The sequence below is a fragment of the Pseudomonas sp. FP2196 genome, from assembly GCF_030687715.1.
Classification (GTDB): Bacteria; Pseudomonadota; Gammaproteobacteria; order Pseudomonadales; family Pseudomonadaceae; genus Aquipseudomonas.
Genome location: NZ_CP117445.1, coordinates 3,973,057 through 3,987,521 on the forward strand (window position 1 = coordinate 3,973,057; position 14,465 = coordinate 3,987,521).

Below are 14,465 nucleotides of genomic sequence, written 5' to 3' on the forward strand. Positions count from 1 at the left end.
AAGACCTCAGTACATTGAAGAAAAAACTGCCGAACTCACTTCCACGAGAGGGTGGCAGCTTTGCGCAGGTGTGGAAGTCCGGGGAGGTCGAGAAAAACCCGGTGCACCGAGAGTGCTCCTGCGCATAGCTGCCATAAGCAAACAATGTTGGCATAAAAAACACCAATATGTGTTCACAGGCGCACATGCGCTCACGACCAACCCGGACTTCCACATCCGACCACTGTTTTTTTCAGCGGCTAAAGAAGGTTATCCCCCTACCCCACAACGCACCAGTTCACCAACGCCGCCGCGACTTGCAGGAAATATCCACGGTAGACGCAGGCCTTTGCCTCAGACATTTCTGTAGGAATATGCTGCAACGAATTTTGAGGAGCGGCTGAATTTGTTGTATCTACACTGCATCGAATCAATCCGTGGGCGGGGATGACATAATGCGGCCAAAGCCTTAACCGACTGACAGCCAAAGGGCGTTGCATGGATATCAACAAGCTAATGCTTGACTACATTGGTCGGTTCACAGAATTGACCATTCAATTAGCTCCAACCGACAAACATCCTTCGAACGTAACGGTTCTGGTTGGTAACAACGGTGCTGGAAAGACAACGATCTTAAAATCAATGGCAACCTCCCTAAGCTGGTTGGTTGCAAGGATTCGAACCGAGAAAGGCAATGGAAACCCCGTTTCGAATGAAGACATTCAAAACGGTGCAATCGGTGCCGTCATTACAATTTCACTGGTTGACCGGTCGCACCCGCGCTCACTTCGCCCAGACGCCGCTCTTGAAGATGATTTGTTTGTATGGGGGATCGCTCGCGCAAGACAAGGGCGTAAGAACAAGAGCCATAGCTCGTTGCTGGAAGCGACACTTTTAGCGGATCACTACCGCACCCAACTGACCGAAAACGACAAAGCCTCCCTCCCCCTAATCGCCTACTACCCGGTCGAACGCTCCGTCCTCGAAATCCCGCTGAAAATCCGCACCAAACACACCTTCGACCAACTCGACGGCTACGACAACTCACTCAACCGAGGCGTCGATTTCCGCCGTTTCTTCGAATGGTTCCGCGAGCGCGAAGACAGCGAAAACGAGACCGGCATTTCCGACACCGCACTGGCCGAAATCTCGGAAAAGTTCGGCACCGACAGTGACGTCTGGAAAACCCTGGCCAATCTGAAAGCCTCCTCCCGCGACCGCCAATTGACCGCCGTGCGCTCGGCCATCGCCGCATTCATGCCCGGTTTCACCAACCTGCGTGTGCAACGCAAACCGCGCCTGCACATGGCCATCGACAAGGACGGTGTCACCCTCAACGTCGCCCAACTCTCCCAAGGTGAGAAGTCGATGATGGCGCTGGTCGGCGACATTGCCCGCCGCCTGGCGATGATGAACCAGTCGCTGGACAACCCGTTGCACGGCGACGGCATCGTGCTGATCGACGAGGTCGATTTGCACCTGCACCCGAGATGGCAACGCAGCCTGATCCGGCAGTTGAGCGAAACCTTCCCGAACTGCCAATTTGTCCTGACCACCCACTCGCCGCTGGTGATCAGCGACGCCAAGGATGTGCTGGTTTACGTGCTCAATGACGGCGAAATCCACGAACACAACGGCTTGTACGGTCTGGATGCCAATCAGGTACTGCTGGAAGTCATGGACACCGACATTCGCAACAGTGACGTTCAGAAGCGTCTGAATCGGTTGATGGAATGCTTACAGGACGGTGAGCTGAAAAAAGCCAAGAAGCTTTTCGCCGATCTTTCAAGTGAACTGCCCGAGGGACACATCGAGCTGGCAAAAGCCGCTTTGCTAATCCGCAAACTGGAGTTGCGCAGTGCGTAAGATTCTCAAAGGAACTGAGCCAGCATCGCTGACGCAATGGAAGATCAGAAACCACACCGCTACTTACCGCGATTTACCCGCTGAAGAACGTCAATCCGTTCGCACAGCTTGTATCACCGAACAATTCGGGCTGTGTGCTTATTGCTGCCAGTCCATCTCCGTGAGCGCCGCTCACAACGAACACGTTGCAGCCCAGGATCGATTCCCTGCGCGCACTCTGGATTTCACCAACATCGTTGCCAGTTGTGAAAACCGTCTTCACTGTGGGCATGGCCGCAAGACTCAGCCGATCAAGGTGACACCGTTCATGACTGAGTGTGAAACCGAGCTCAAGTTTTATTTGTCCGGGCGAGTGGTCGGCAAAACCGACCGTGCCACGGAATCAATCAAGACGCTGAATCTGGGTGATACCGAAGAAAGTAATCGGGGACTGATCGAAAAACGTAAAAGAATGGTGGATGACCTTATCTTTACCGGAGGACTACGGCCTGACGCGCTAGAAGACGAGGAACTGCTGGGCATCCTTCTCGAAGATATGTTGACGCCCCAACAGGGTCAGCTTCAGCCTTTCTCTCCAGTTTTGGTCAATGTAATTCGCCAGATTCTGCCGTGATGGAGCTGATAGCGGCTTGTTAACAGGCAAACGGCAAGATCAAAAGATCGCAGCCTGCGGCAGCTCCTACATGAGATCTGTGTAGGAGCTGCCGCAGGCTGCGATCTTTTGCGGGCAATAAAAAATGGGCGACCTGCTGAGGTCGCCCATTTTTTTTGATTCACGCCATGCCATCAATCATCTGGCATTTCCGGCGGCTTGCTCGGTTTTGCAGGCTTGGTCGGCTTGGCGCCTTTTGCACCTTTGGCCGGTTCAGGCTCGGCGGCGGCCGGGGCCTGAGCGGCGGCTGCAGCGGCGGCTTCCTTCTCGGCCATTGGCATGGCGTCGATGGTCTCGAAGATTTTCTTCAGGTCCACCGATTTCGCCTCATCCCCCGACGCCGAGAGTTTGGTCTCGCCGTCCTTGCCCACCAGGAAGACTTTCGGATAAGCACCGGCACCCAGCTTCAGCGAGCGCAGCAACGCCATGGTGTCTTGTTGGCCCATGTCCTTGCCGTCGAGTTGGCCGGACATGTTGAGGATGGTGTAGACCTTGATGTTGCGGTCGGCCACACCTTTTTTGTTGGCAGGGTCCTCCAGCGACTTTTTCAGGCTCACCCACACGGGGTCGACGGTGCTTTGTGCGATCACGATCAGCGGTCGGGCGCGGCCCATGTCTGCGGCAATCGGCGAATCGTTGTCAGCGGCGAACAAGGGGCCGGCAATCGCCAGCAAGAGTGTCAGGGTCAGTGACCTGATGAGCATGCGCATCTCCTTTTGATATCCACGCTCTACTGATTGCGCATCGCGGCGATTGTTCCGGGCTGTGTCCGGCAAATATGTTTCGCCTTGTCAGAAGCTTAGGTCAGGACCGGCATTGCGCAACCGAAGCCGTGCAATCGTAACGACGATTTGATTACCGTGCAGGCGCGCATTATGTTGGCTGTTCTGCCCATGAAACGGAGTTCAACGCATGCACATTGAATACCTGTGCGATTGCCCCGAATTTGTTGAAGAACTGGCCGAACTCAACTTCAAGGAGTGGGGTTACTTTCGCCCTGGCGATACGCTCGAGGCCCGCACCGAACGCATGCGCAAAGCCTGCGGCAAAGGCGCTATCCCCAGCGTAGTGGTGGCGATTGAGGACGGCAGGTTGCTCGGTGGCGCGCTGCTGATCGACAGCGACATGAAAACCCGTCCCGAGCTGACGCCCTGGCTGGCCGGGGTTTATGTGAAGGCAGAGGAACGTGGGCGCGGAGTGGCTTCGCAACTGGTCAATCGGATTGTCGAAGAGGCCAAGGCGTTAGGCGTGCAGACGTTGTATCTGTACACCGACGCGGCGCAATCGCTCTATGCGCGGCTGGGTTGGGAGGTGGTCGAGGAGCTGGTCTACGAAGACTTGCCGGTGACGATCATGAAGTACACCTTCGCCGACTGAGACAATCCCTGTGGCGTGGGTACTTGTCTCAGCCCATTGCCAAATCGAGTGCCGCCAGTAATTGTGACGGTTCAATGCAGTGCTCGCCGAGTCTGAGTACCCCGTCGTCGAGATCAACACTCAGCATTACCGATGCGCGATCTCCAGGATATTTGCGCAGGAGCAAGTCGATGCCACTGGCTGTCTCGTCCGCCGTGCCGATCAAATCCCATAGGCTGTCGCTCAGATCCAGCAACACCTGCTGACGCTGCTGATCAACCACAAGCGGCGCATACAGCCAATGGCTCATACGCATTTCACGGGGCTCGACGGTAATGGCCATGCGGCCATCGCAATGCAAGGTGGTTTCACTCATGGTCTTCGATCAAAACGCCAATTTGTAGCCGATCAATAACAGCATCGTCGCCAGGCACGGGCGCAGCAGTTCGTCGGAGATGCGCCCGGTCAGGTGGCTGCCGAGCCAGATGCCCGGCAGCGAACCCACCAGCAAAAAGCCCAGCACGCCCCAATCCATGTTGCCCATGCTCGCGTGACCCAAGCCTGCGACGAGTGTCAGCGGTACGGCGTGGGCGATTTCGGTGCCGACCAGACGGCGGGTCGGCAGCAGCGGATAGAGGATGAACAGCGCGACGGTGCCGAGGGCGCCGGCGCCGATCGAAGTCAGGGCGACCATGGTGCCGAGGATCAGACCGGTGATCACGGTCAGCACATTGAGCCGCGAACCACTTGGGTTGTAGTTGCCGCCGGCACGTTTGTGGGCGAAGTCCAGCAAGCGCTTCTTGAAGAAAATCGCCAGCGCGGTGGCGAAGAGCACGAAGCCCAGCGCCTGTTTGATGATGGCGTTCATCGCATCCGGCGCGGTGTGCAGGGTGCTGAGGAACCACAGGGTCATGGCCACTGCCGGCACGCTGCCGAGGGTCAGCCAACCGGTGATAGCCCAGTCGATGTTCTTGTTCTTTTTATGGACGAGGACGCCACTGGATTTGGTGATGGCCGCGTACAACAAGTCGGTGCCTACCGCCGTTGCGGGGTTGATGCCGAACCACAGCAGGATCGGCGTCATCAAGGAACCGCCGCCGACTCCGGTCATACCGACAATAAAACCCACCACCAACCCGGCGATCACCAGGCCGAAATTTGCCAATTCCATTAAGACGTCCAGAAAAACGACAGGGAAAATCTGGCCCGCAGCATAGCGATTTTTCTTATAACCACATATATCGATGCGGTCTATCGTTATGCCCTTTAACCACATACTCCGTGTAGGAGTTGCCGCAGGCTGCGATCTTTTGATGTTGTCTTTTAAAAGCAAGATCAAAAGATCGCAGCCTGCGGCAGCTCCTACAGGGGTTCGCAATGTCAGTGCTGGCGCCGCCCCGGTTTGAAACTGTGATGGCTGTTGATCCAAACCGTGGCCAACGCAATCAGCGAGAGAATCAACAACGCCCACGGAAACGACATCGCCCCCGCGCGATCCAGCAACAACCCGCCAAACAACCCGCCGCCGGCAATCGCCACGTTCCACGACGTGGTCAGCATCGCTTGCACCACGTCGACATGGTCGCCCGCCGAATCCGCCGCCGCTGTCAGCAGCAGAGTCGCCGAGCCACCAAACGACAATCCCCACACCGCCATGCAGCCGTAGATCAGCCACGGCGACGGCGAAATCAGCGCCAATACCAACGCCGTCACGGCAAACACCGCAAGGCTGATCAGCGTCAGCCAGCGCAACCAGCGATCCACCAGCAGGCCGATGATCCAGATCCCCACCAGCGAACACAGACCGAACACCAGCAGCACCAGATCAACGCGTTCGGCCAGTCCGGCCTGCATCAGAAACGGTGAGATGTAGGTGTAAAGAATGTTGTGCCCGAGCATCCACGTCAGCACCACAAACAGCACCGGTCGCACGCCCGGCAGGCGCAGGGACTCGAGCAATGGCAGGCGTTCGGCACGGGTCTGCCCCGGACGATCCGGCACCGCGATGACGATCCACGCCGCCAGCACCAGGGCCAGTGCCGACATGATCCCGAACGAGGCGCGCCAGCCAATCAGATTGCCCAGCCACGTCCCCGCCGGTGTGCCCAGCGACAACGCCACTGGCGTGCCGAGCATGGCAATCGCCAGCGCCCGCCCCTGTTGATGCACCGGCACGATCCCGCGTGCATAACCGGCCATGATCCCCCACGACAGCCCCGCGGCCATCCCGGCAAGAAAGCGCGAAGCCAGGGTCAGGCCGTAATGACTGGAAAACGTGGTGATGGTGTTGAACAGCAGAAAGCCGCCCACCGTCATCAACAACACCCGCCGCCGTGGCCAGCCGCGCGTGGCGACGGTCAGCGGAATCGCCGCGACAATCGAGCCCAGCGCATACAGCGTCACCAGTTGCCCGGCGAGGACTTCGCTGACGTTGAGCCCGGCGCCGATTTGCGGGAGCAGCCCGGCCGGCAGGGTTTCGGTAAGGATGGCGATGAAGCCGGTCATGGCGAAGGCCAACAACGCGGCATAGGGCAGTTTGTCAGCGCGGGTGGCACGGTCGATATGAGTGAAATCGGCGCTTGCGGGGTCGGTCATGACGGGGACAGCTCCCTTTGGATCAATAGTGGCTTTGGATTGTATACAAAAATCCCGTTAGCTATTTGATCAATGGATCGCTGCATAGCACAAAACCTTGTGGGAGCTGGCTTGCCAGCGATGAGGCCATTTCAGGCAACACTGCCTTGCCTGACCCACCGCTATCGCTGGCAAGCCAGCTCCCACAGGGTTTTGTGGTGCATTGATCATCATCACCGCCCCCACAGAACTCACTGCACGGGCAAAAAATTCAGGAACAGCAGACTCTGCGCGTAATTCAGGCCGATCCGCCGGTAGCGTTCATCGAGCATTTGCGTAAGCAGATCAAGGCGCGCCACCACTTTGCCGAACTCGGTGGCGAAACTCAGGTTGCTGCCCTCCTCTGAAATTTCATTGGAGAACAGCAGCGGCTGGCCTTCCTTGTTCTGGCGCTGGGACAGAATCCAAGTGGCTTTTTCGATGTTGCGCGCGGCGTTGTGAACGAACGTCGGGTTGATCGCGTCAGTCATGTAGAACTCGACGCGATTGCCATGGGCGGTCACCAGCATGCTGCCGATGGCATAGATGAACGCGCCGACCCGATCACCGAGAAATTCCGGGCTCATCGCATAACTGAGCGCTGCCAGATCCTTGCGGCCGCCCAGCACCGGCAACGGTTGCTGCTGCTCGATGGCCAGGCGTACCTGCTTCACCGCGGCATGGATGTTGAGGAAGCCGGATTTGCGCAGCTCCTCGGGGTTGCGCAGGTACAGCTTGCCCATCAACCGATAAAGACTGTTGAGGTTGTCGCGCATCGCCAGCGTGGCCATGCGGTCGACGCTGGTCTGCAGGAATTCCTGCGGTTGACCGTCACGGATCTGAGCGATGAAGCCATTGCCGTCCTGATGCGTGCAACCGCTGACAAACAGCGACGACAGGCAGGCCAGCAACAGGCACGGGCGATGAACAAAACGGGCGATCAGGTGAAAAGCTCTCGGCATGAATTCTCGAACAGGCACATTCCTGTGCGGCGGGAGTCACCGCATCCTGGCCATGGATAGAGCCGCCAATTGCTGAAAAGTGCAGTGTCGGCGCCGTTTCCCGACCTTCGGCGCATCATGCCAAGCTATTTAGTCCGACTTTATTTTTGCAATAAACGTTTAATCCGCTATAAATTCTGATTCATCCCTCAATTAGCATGACTATTACCCTATTTTGAAAACAACAACAAAAAGGAAGGTCAACCATGCTTCAATCCCGTCACTTGCTCTCCGGCCTCGGACTGTCCCTGATGATCGCCACCCTTTCCGCCAATGCGGCGGGCCTCAGCGCCGAACACAAAGCCTTCGGCAAAACCAATGACGGCACGCCAGTCGAGCAATACATCCTGCGCAACAGCCACGGCATGCAAGCCACCGTCATCACCTACGGCGCGACCCTGCAATCGCTGCTGGTGCCCGACAAACAAGGCAAAGCCGCCGACGTGGTGCTCGGTTTCGACGATGTCCAGGGCTACCAGAAAGGCACCGCCTACTTCGGCGCGACCATCGGCCGTTTCGGTAATCGCCTGGCCGACGGCGCTTTCGAACTCGACGGCAAGCGCTATCAAGTGCCGCAGAACGACAAGTCAAACGCCCTGCACGGTGGCACTCAGGGCTTCGACAAGAAGGTCTGGAAAGCGCAGGAAACCAAAGACAAGGATTCAGTCGGCGTGACGCTGACCTATCTGTCGGCGGACGGTGAAATGGGCTTCCCCGGCAACCTCACCACCGAAGTGACCTATCGCCTGACCGACAGCAACGAACTGCGTATCGACTACAAGGCCAGCACCGACAAACCGACCGTGCTGAACCTGACCAACCACAGCTACTTCAACCTCGCGGGCGCCGGCAATGGCGACATCCTCAAACAGGTCGCCACCCTCCACGCCAGCCATTACACCCCTGTCACCGCCAAGCTGATCCCGACCGGTGAACTGGCGCCAGTGGCGGGCACACCGATGGACTTCACCAAGCCCACAGCCATTGGCACGCACATCAAGGCTGATCACCCGCAGTTGAAATTCGCTGAAGCGAAACAGGGCGGTTTCGATTTCAACTGGGCGCTGGATACCAAGGGTGATGTGAGCAAAGTCGCCGCCGAGGTCAGTGACCCACAGTCCGGCCGGCATTTGCAGTTGTTCACCAGCGAACCGGGCGTGCAGTTCTACACCAGCAACTTCCTTGACGGCACCGTCAAGGGCAAGGGTGGCAAGATTTATCCGCATTGGGGCGCGTTTACCCTGGAGACGCAGCACTATCCTGATTCGCCGAATCAGCCGAAATTCCCGAGCACGCGGCTGGATCCGGGGCAGGCTTATACCCAAAGCGTCGTCTTGAAGTTCTCTGCCAAGTAAGAAGCTCAAGATCAAAAGATCGCAGCCTGCGGCCGCTCCTACAGGGGAAACACGAGCCCTGTGCAGGAGCGGCAGCAGGCTGCGATCTTTTTGCTTTTTGAACCCTTGGACTATCCTGCTGCCCACTAAAGGTATCGACCGTTTCAGAAAGGAGGTTTGAATGCGTACCCTCGAATTGGCCGGCGTGCAGGTTCCGGTGATTGGCCAAGGCACCTGGCGCATGGGTGAAGATCGTTCGGCGCACAAGCGTGAAGTCACCGCGTTGCGCACGGGTGTCGAGCTGGGCATGACGCTGATCGACAGCGCCGAAATGTATGCCGAGGGCGGTGCCGAAACCGTGGTCGGCGAAGCCATTGCCGGTATTCGCGATCAAGTGTTTCTGGTCAGCAAGGTCTACCCGCACAACGCCAGCCGCAAGGGCATTCCACAAGCCTGCGAGCGCAGTCTGCGTCGGCTCGACACTGATTACATCGACCTCTATCTGCTGCATTGGCGCGGCCAGTATCCGCTGGAAGAAACCGTCGAAGCCTTCGAACGCCTGCGCGAAGAAGGGAAGATCGGCCGTTGGGGCGTGTCGAATTTCGACGTCGATGACCTTGAAGAATTGGCGTCACCGGCCTGCGCGACCAATCAGGTGCTCTACAACCTGGAAGAACGCGGTGTCGAATTCGACCTGCTGCCATGGTGTCAAAAACAGCACATGCCGCTGATGGCCTACTGTCCGATCGGTCAGGGCGGCGCGATGCTGGCTGATCCGGTGTTGAAACAGATTGCCGCTCGTCACAACGTGACCCCGGCACAGGTTTCGCTGGCGTGGATTCTGCGTCAGGATGACGTCATTGCGATTCCCAAAGCTGTGCGGCCGGAACACGTGCAACTCAATGCACAAGCGGCGCAGTTGCAACTGGAGGCCGGGGATCTGGCAGCGCTGGACCAGGCGTTTCACGCGCCAAAGCGCAAGCAGCGGCTGGCCATGGTCTGAGCCACCGCCGACTGGCAGAGGGCTTCGCGATGAGAAGCACTGATCAGTACGACCCGTTCAACCTGCAACGATTTGTCCAGGCACAGGACCCGGTGTTCGAACGGGTCCTGCGCGAACTCGACGAAGGCCGCAAGCGCAGCCACTGGATGTGGTTTGTCTTCCCGCAGTTCGCCGGGTTGGGCGGCAGTGAGATGTCGCGGCGCTTCGCCATCGGCTCAGCCGAGGAAGCACAAGCCTATCTGGATCACCCATTGCTCGGCGCGCGACTTCGGACTTGTACGCAGCTTGTGCTGAATGTGCGTGAGCGTTCAATCGCCGAGATTTTCGGCCATCCCGATGACCTGAAATTTCACTCTTCAATGACGCTTTTCGCCCAGTTCGCTGCTGAAGACAGCTTGTTCAACCAGGCACTTGAGCGCTACTTCCACGGCATCCTCGATGAGTGGACGTTGCAACTGCTGGACTCAAAACAGGCCCAGTTGCCCCCCGATCAGGGTTGAGAAGTCGTCGTCGACAAACGGCAGAATCGCATCCGCCACCGGTTGCAGTTGCCGGGTGATGTAGTGGTCGTAGTCGATGGTGGATCGCCGCACTTCCAGCGGTTCGGGGCCGGCCAGGGTGATCACATAGCTGATCCAGCCACCGTTCTGGTATTGCCGAGGGCGCCCATGCTGCGTGTTGAACTCGTCTGCCAGACGTGCCGCGCGCACATGGGGCGGGACGTTGCGCTCGTAATCGTCGAGGGTGCGGCGCAGGCGTTTGCGGTAGATCAGCCGATCATCGAAGTCACCGGCCAGGGTTTTGCGCACGTAGTCACGCACATAATCCTGATACGGCTTGCGCTGGAAGATCCGCTCGTACAGCTCCTGCTGAAATTGCCGGGCCAACAGCGACCAATCGGTGCGCACGGTTTCCAGGCCTTTGTAGACCATTTCTTCGCTACCGTCGGCGCGTGTCACCAGACCGGCGTAGCGCTTCTTGCTGCCCTCCTCCGCGCCACGAATGGTCGGCATCAGGAAGCGCTTGTAGTGAATTTCGAACTGCAATTCGAGGGCGCTTTCCAGCCCGTATTCGTCACGCACATGCTCACGCCACCAGTCGTTGACGTGCTTGACCAGCGCATGACCGATGGCCGCGGCTTCTTCCTGCCCGTGGGGACGACGCAGCCAGACGAAGGTCGAGTCGGTGTCGCCGTAGATCACCGCGTGGCCCTGCTCTTCGATCAACTTGCGGGTGCGCAGCATGATCTCGTGGCCGCGCAGGGTGATCGACGACGCCAACCGTGTATCAAAGAACCGGCAACCGCTGGAGCCGAGCACGCCATAGAAGGCGTTCATGATGATCTTCAGCGCCTGGGACAGCGGCGCGTTGTGTTCGCGCTTGGCGGTCTCGCGGCCCTCGGCGACCCGCGAGACGATGGACGGCAGGCAATGCCGGGTGCGCGAGAATCTGGCGCCACGAAAGCCCGGGACCGAGTCGGCATCGTCCGGATGCTGCAAGCCTTCGACCAGCCCCACCGGATCGATCAGAAAGGTGCGGATGATCGACGGATAAAGGCTTTTGTAGTCGAGCACCAGCACCGACTCGTAAAGCCCCGGTTGCGAGTCCATGACGAAACCGCCGGGGCTGGCCTGCGGTGGATTGGTGCCCAGATTCGGCGCCACAAAACCCTGACGGTGCATCAACGGCATATATAGATGCGTAAACGCCGCCACCGAGCCGCCGCTGCGATCCGCTGGCAGACCGGTAACGCTGGCGCGCTCCAGCAAGAATGTCAGCAGTTCAGTCTTGGCGAAGATCCGCGTGACCAGTTCGCAGTCCTTGAGGTTGTACTTGGCCAGCGCCGGTTTGTCCTCGGCGAACATGCGGTTGATCTCGTCCATGCGCTGGTAAGGGTTGTCGATGGACTTGCCTTCGCCAAGCAAGGTCTGCGCGACGTTTTCCAGGCTGAACGAGGGGAAACTCCAGGTCGCCGAACGCAGGGATTCGATGCCGTCGATGATCAGGCGCCCCGCCGCCGAGGCGAAGTAATGGTTGCGGCTGCCGTGTTCGCGCCACTGCATCTCTTCGCCGCCACGGCCAATTTTCAGCGGCACGCCGAGGCGCCGCGCGTGTTCGTGGAGGATGCGCAGATCGAACTGCACGACGTTCCAGCCGATGATCGCATCGGGGTCATGGCGGGCGAACCAGTCGTTGAGTTTCTTCAGGATCAGTGTGCGTGAGTCGCAGTATTCGAGGTCGAAGTCGACGATGCTGACATCACCGTTCGGCGCGCCGAGCATGTACACCTGACGTTCGCCGCAGCCTTCCAGGGCAATCGAATATAACTCGCCGGTTTCGGTGGTTTCGATATCCAGCGAGACCAGCCGCAGCGTCGGCCGATACTTGGGGTCGGGTTTGAGGTGGGCGTTGAGCAATGTGCCGTCAGCATCGGCGGTGCCGCTGAACAACACCGGAGCGGTGATGAAACGCTCCATCAGATAGCGCTCCGGCGGGCGCACATCGGCCTCGAAAACATCGACGCCGACGCGGTTGAGCGCGGTTTCCAGGCGCATTAACTGGCCGTGTTGCTGGCAATACAGGCCGAGCACCGGGCGATGCTCGAAATCCTGCAGGGCCAAGGGGCGCAGCTCGACGTTCTTTTCGTCATGCAGCAAGCGCTCGGCGGCTGCGCGCTGCTCGGCAGGGATAAACGCCACCGACGGCTGATGCGGCAAGCGCACACGGCGCGGCCCGGCGTCGGTCGCCAGCCAGAACTCGACTTCGGTGCCGATAGGCGTATCGCGCCAATGCCGGGTCAGGACGAAGCCCTGCTGTAAATCCACCACTGCGACCTCAAGTATCAAAACAGAGCCGCATTCTACGCTCCGCTGGCATGGAAGAACCCTGTGGCGAGGGGATTTATCCCCGTTGGCCTGTGGAGCGGGCCCAAAGCCCTATATTGAGATGTGTCAGATAAACCCGGTCGCATGGTTTTGGGGCTGCTGCGCAACCCAACGGGGATAAATCCCCTCGCCACAGGGTGTGCTCTTCACACCCTGAATAGGTGTTTTTTCGGCAAATGACGTTTTTTGCGTGTTATCTGCCGCTTTGCCACCTTGCCCTGAACGCCAGCGTCTACGATGCTTGGATAACAACGACAACACCTGAGTAACCGCCATGAAGACCGTCGCCCAACTGCTCAAGCTCAAAGATCAGAAAAATCAGGAAGTGCATCAGATCAAGCCTGATCACATGGTGCTCGAAGCACTGATGAAGATGGCCGAGAAAAACGTCGGCGCCTTGCTGGTGGTGGAAGACGACAACGTGGTCGGCATCATCAGTGAACGCGATTACGCGCGCAAACTGGTGCTGCATGGCCGCTCTTCGGTTGGCACGCCGGTACGCGACATCATGGTGGCCAACGTGATCACCGTGGACACCCACCAGACCGTCGACACTTGCCTGGGCATCATGTCCGACAAACGCCTGCGCCACTTGCCGGTGGTGGAGAACGGCAAATTGATCGGCTTGCTGTCGATTGGTGACCTTGTGAAAGAAGCGATTGCCGAGCAGGCCGAGTTGATCAAGCAGCTTGAGCAGTACATTCGCGGGGAATGATTCCCTAGGTCAGCACCGCCCCTTGTAGGCGTGAGCCTGCTCACGCCTACATTTGGTTTTGTGGTGACTTCACGACGGCCAATGCCGGGCGAATACCGGCGCCAGCACCGGGTGCCGGTCAATCCTCTGCAACCACGCATAAAACCCCGGCCGCGTCTGACGCAGATGCTCGCGGCTCCCCGCCCAACGCGTCACCACCGCCGCCAGAACATCCAGTGCACCCGGGGTTTCGTCGTCCAGGTACAGCTCGGCGGAAAACTGGTCGGCAAACACCTCCCAACTCCAGTGCAGACGCTCACGGGCGCCGGCGATCAGGTTCTGCCGCGACGCTTCGTCGGGCATCAGCAGCCAGCGTTCGGGGTAGTCGATGACGCCGATGGCCGCGTAGCAATTGCTGACGATGTACACGAGGCCGCGAATCGCCTGGTCACGCTCGTCTGCCTTGGCTGGCAACAATCCTGACTTGGGAAACGTCAGGCCCAAATGAATCAGAATCGCCGCGCTCTCGGTGACCGCACTACCATCGGGCAGTTGCAAAGTCGGGATCTGCTTCAGTGGATTGAGTTGCGCCAACGCTTCGGCGGCTTCGGTACTGGCTTCAATATCAATGAAGCGATAAGCGATCTGGCACAGCTCCAGCGCCGCTTCAATGGCAGCGGCGCCTGAGTTGCGATGTCCGTAGAGCTGGTACATACCCCCTCCTCAATCCCGACAGGCATCTGGTGTAGCCCTATTTATAGCTGGTGTATCCGATTTGGCACGTTTTTCCCATGCACTCGCCACTTGCGAATTCAAACCTCGCAAAACAGCGCTAGCGGTGCCCATCCCGCACCAAGAGCAATCATCGAACGCTATCCGCGTTCTTGTAAGGTGCGATACCGAACCAAAAGTCCGGTATCCGAGCTGGCAACAAGGAGTTCACCGCGTGAATCTTCAATCGCTCTGCCGCATCACTGCCCGTTTGCGCTTATCCGCCCAACGCCGAGTTCAACAGAACAGCCCCGGCGTCCTGCGCCTTTACTTTATTACTTGAATCAAGCGACCACGCACTGTGTTCGGCG

Annotated in this window: 14 protein-coding genes; 7 read left to right on the forward strand and 7 right to left on the reverse strand. The window is 58.5% G+C overall.

Annotated features, from left to right (window positions below; genetic code table 11):
* Positions 1 to 477: 477 nt before the first annotated feature.
* Together PSH79_RS17770 and PSH79_RS17775 are read left to right on the forward strand one after the other, a co-directional pair.
* On the forward strand, positions 478 to 1,845 hold the full coding sequence (locus PSH79_RS17770) for an AAA family ATPase (protein WP_305438733.1): 1,368 nt from the start codon (positions 478 to 480) through the stop codon (positions 1,843 to 1,845).
* Entirely contained in the window at positions 1,838 to 2,458 is a 621-nt protein-coding gene (locus tag PSH79_RS17775; RefSeq protein WP_305438734.1) for a TIGR02646 family protein, read from the forward strand. Before PSH79_RS17770 ends, PSH79_RS17775 begins: the two co-directional genes overlap by 8 nt.
* Positions 2,459 to 2,631: 173 nt before the next feature.
* On the opposite strand, the gene PSH79_RS17780 is transcribed toward PSH79_RS17775, so the two are convergent.
* The gene (locus tag PSH79_RS17780; RefSeq protein ID WP_305438735.1) at positions 2,632 to 3,201 is read right to left on the reverse strand and encodes a DUF4174 domain-containing protein; all 570 of its coding nucleotides are present in this window, start codon (positions 3,199 to 3,201) and stop codon (positions 2,632 to 2,634) included.
* Between the two features lie 208 nt (positions 3,202 to 3,409).
* Between PSH79_RS17780 and PSH79_RS17785 the strand changes: the two genes are divergently transcribed.
* On the forward strand, positions 3,410 to 3,874 hold the full coding sequence (locus PSH79_RS17785) for a GNAT family N-acetyltransferase (RefSeq protein ID WP_305438737.1): 465 nt from the start codon (positions 3,410 to 3,412) through the stop codon (positions 3,872 to 3,874).
* Between the two features lie 28 nt (positions 3,875 to 3,902).
* On the opposite strand, the gene PSH79_RS17790 is transcribed toward PSH79_RS17785, so the two are convergent.
* The 4 genes from PSH79_RS17790 to PSH79_RS17805 all read right to left on the reverse strand — a co-directional run bounded on the left by PSH79_RS17790 (position 3,903) and on the right by PSH79_RS17805 (position 7,428).
* A complete protein-coding gene (locus PSH79_RS17790) occupies positions 3,903 to 4,229 on the reverse strand; it encodes a hypothetical protein (RefSeq protein ID WP_305438740.1) in 327 nt (108 codons plus the stop codon).
* A 9-nt stretch (positions 4,230 to 4,238) separates the two neighbouring features.
* Positions 4,239 to 5,024 (reverse strand): sulfite exporter TauE/SafE family protein, encoded by a 786-nt coding sequence (locus tag PSH79_RS17795; RefSeq protein ID WP_305438741.1) that lies wholly within the window; start codon positions 5,022 to 5,024, stop codon positions 4,239 to 4,241.
* A 209-nt stretch (positions 5,025 to 5,233) separates the two neighbouring features.
* On the reverse strand, positions 5,234 to 6,448 hold the full coding sequence (locus PSH79_RS17800) for an MFS transporter (RefSeq protein WP_305438742.1): 1,215 nt from the start codon (positions 6,446 to 6,448) through the stop codon (positions 5,234 to 5,236).
* A 230-nt stretch (positions 6,449 to 6,678) separates the two neighbouring features.
* Positions 6,679 to 7,428 carry a hypothetical protein gene (locus PSH79_RS17805; RefSeq protein ID WP_305438743.1) on the reverse strand — a complete coding sequence of 250 codons (750 nt, stop codon included), beginning with the start codon at positions 7,426 to 7,428 and terminating at the stop codon, positions 6,679 to 6,681.
* Between the two features lie 245 nt (positions 7,429 to 7,673).
* Between PSH79_RS17805 and PSH79_RS17810 the strand changes: the two genes are divergently transcribed.
* The 3 genes from PSH79_RS17810 to PSH79_RS17820 all read left to right on the forward strand — a co-directional run bounded on the left by PSH79_RS17810 (position 7,674) and on the right by PSH79_RS17820 (position 10,304).
* Positions 7,674 to 8,822: an aldose epimerase family protein gene (locus PSH79_RS17810; RefSeq protein ID WP_305438745.1), complete on the forward strand. Its 1,149-nt coding sequence runs from the start codon at positions 7,674 to 7,676 to the stop codon at positions 8,820 to 8,822.
* Between the two features lie 160 nt (positions 8,823 to 8,982).
* Entirely contained in the window at positions 8,983 to 9,804 is an 822-nt protein-coding gene (locus PSH79_RS17815) for an aldo/keto reductase (RefSeq protein ID WP_305438747.1), read from the forward strand.
* Between the two features lie 29 nt (positions 9,805 to 9,833).
* The gene (locus PSH79_RS17820; protein WP_305438748.1) at positions 9,834 to 10,304 is read left to right on the forward strand and encodes a DUF1810 domain-containing protein; all 471 of its coding nucleotides are present in this window, start codon (positions 9,834 to 9,836) and stop codon (positions 10,302 to 10,304) included.
* Here the strand turns inward: PSH79_RS17820 and PSH79_RS17825 are convergent.
* Positions 10,269 to 12,629: a DNA polymerase II gene (locus PSH79_RS17825; RefSeq protein WP_305438749.1), complete on the reverse strand. Its 2,361-nt coding sequence runs from the start codon at positions 12,627 to 12,629 to the stop codon at positions 10,269 to 10,271. The genes PSH79_RS17820 and PSH79_RS17825 overlap by 36 nt on opposite strands.
* A 334-nt stretch (positions 12,630 to 12,963) precedes the next feature.
* Here PSH79_RS17825 and PSH79_RS17830 point away from each other — a divergent pair, with 334 nt between their 5' ends.
* Positions 12,964 to 13,404, forward strand: coding sequence for a CBS domain-containing protein (locus PSH79_RS17830; RefSeq protein WP_187677632.1), 441 nt, complete (start codon positions 12,964 to 12,966; stop codon positions 13,402 to 13,404).
* A gap of 69 nt (positions 13,405 to 13,473) precedes the next feature.
* Here the strand turns inward: PSH79_RS17830 and PSH79_RS17835 are convergent, their stop codons facing one another.
* Entirely contained in the window at positions 13,474 to 14,097 is a 624-nt protein-coding gene (locus PSH79_RS17835; RefSeq protein WP_305438750.1) for a glutathione S-transferase N-terminal domain-containing protein, read from the reverse strand.
* Between the last annotated feature and the right edge of the window lie 368 nt (positions 14,098 to 14,465).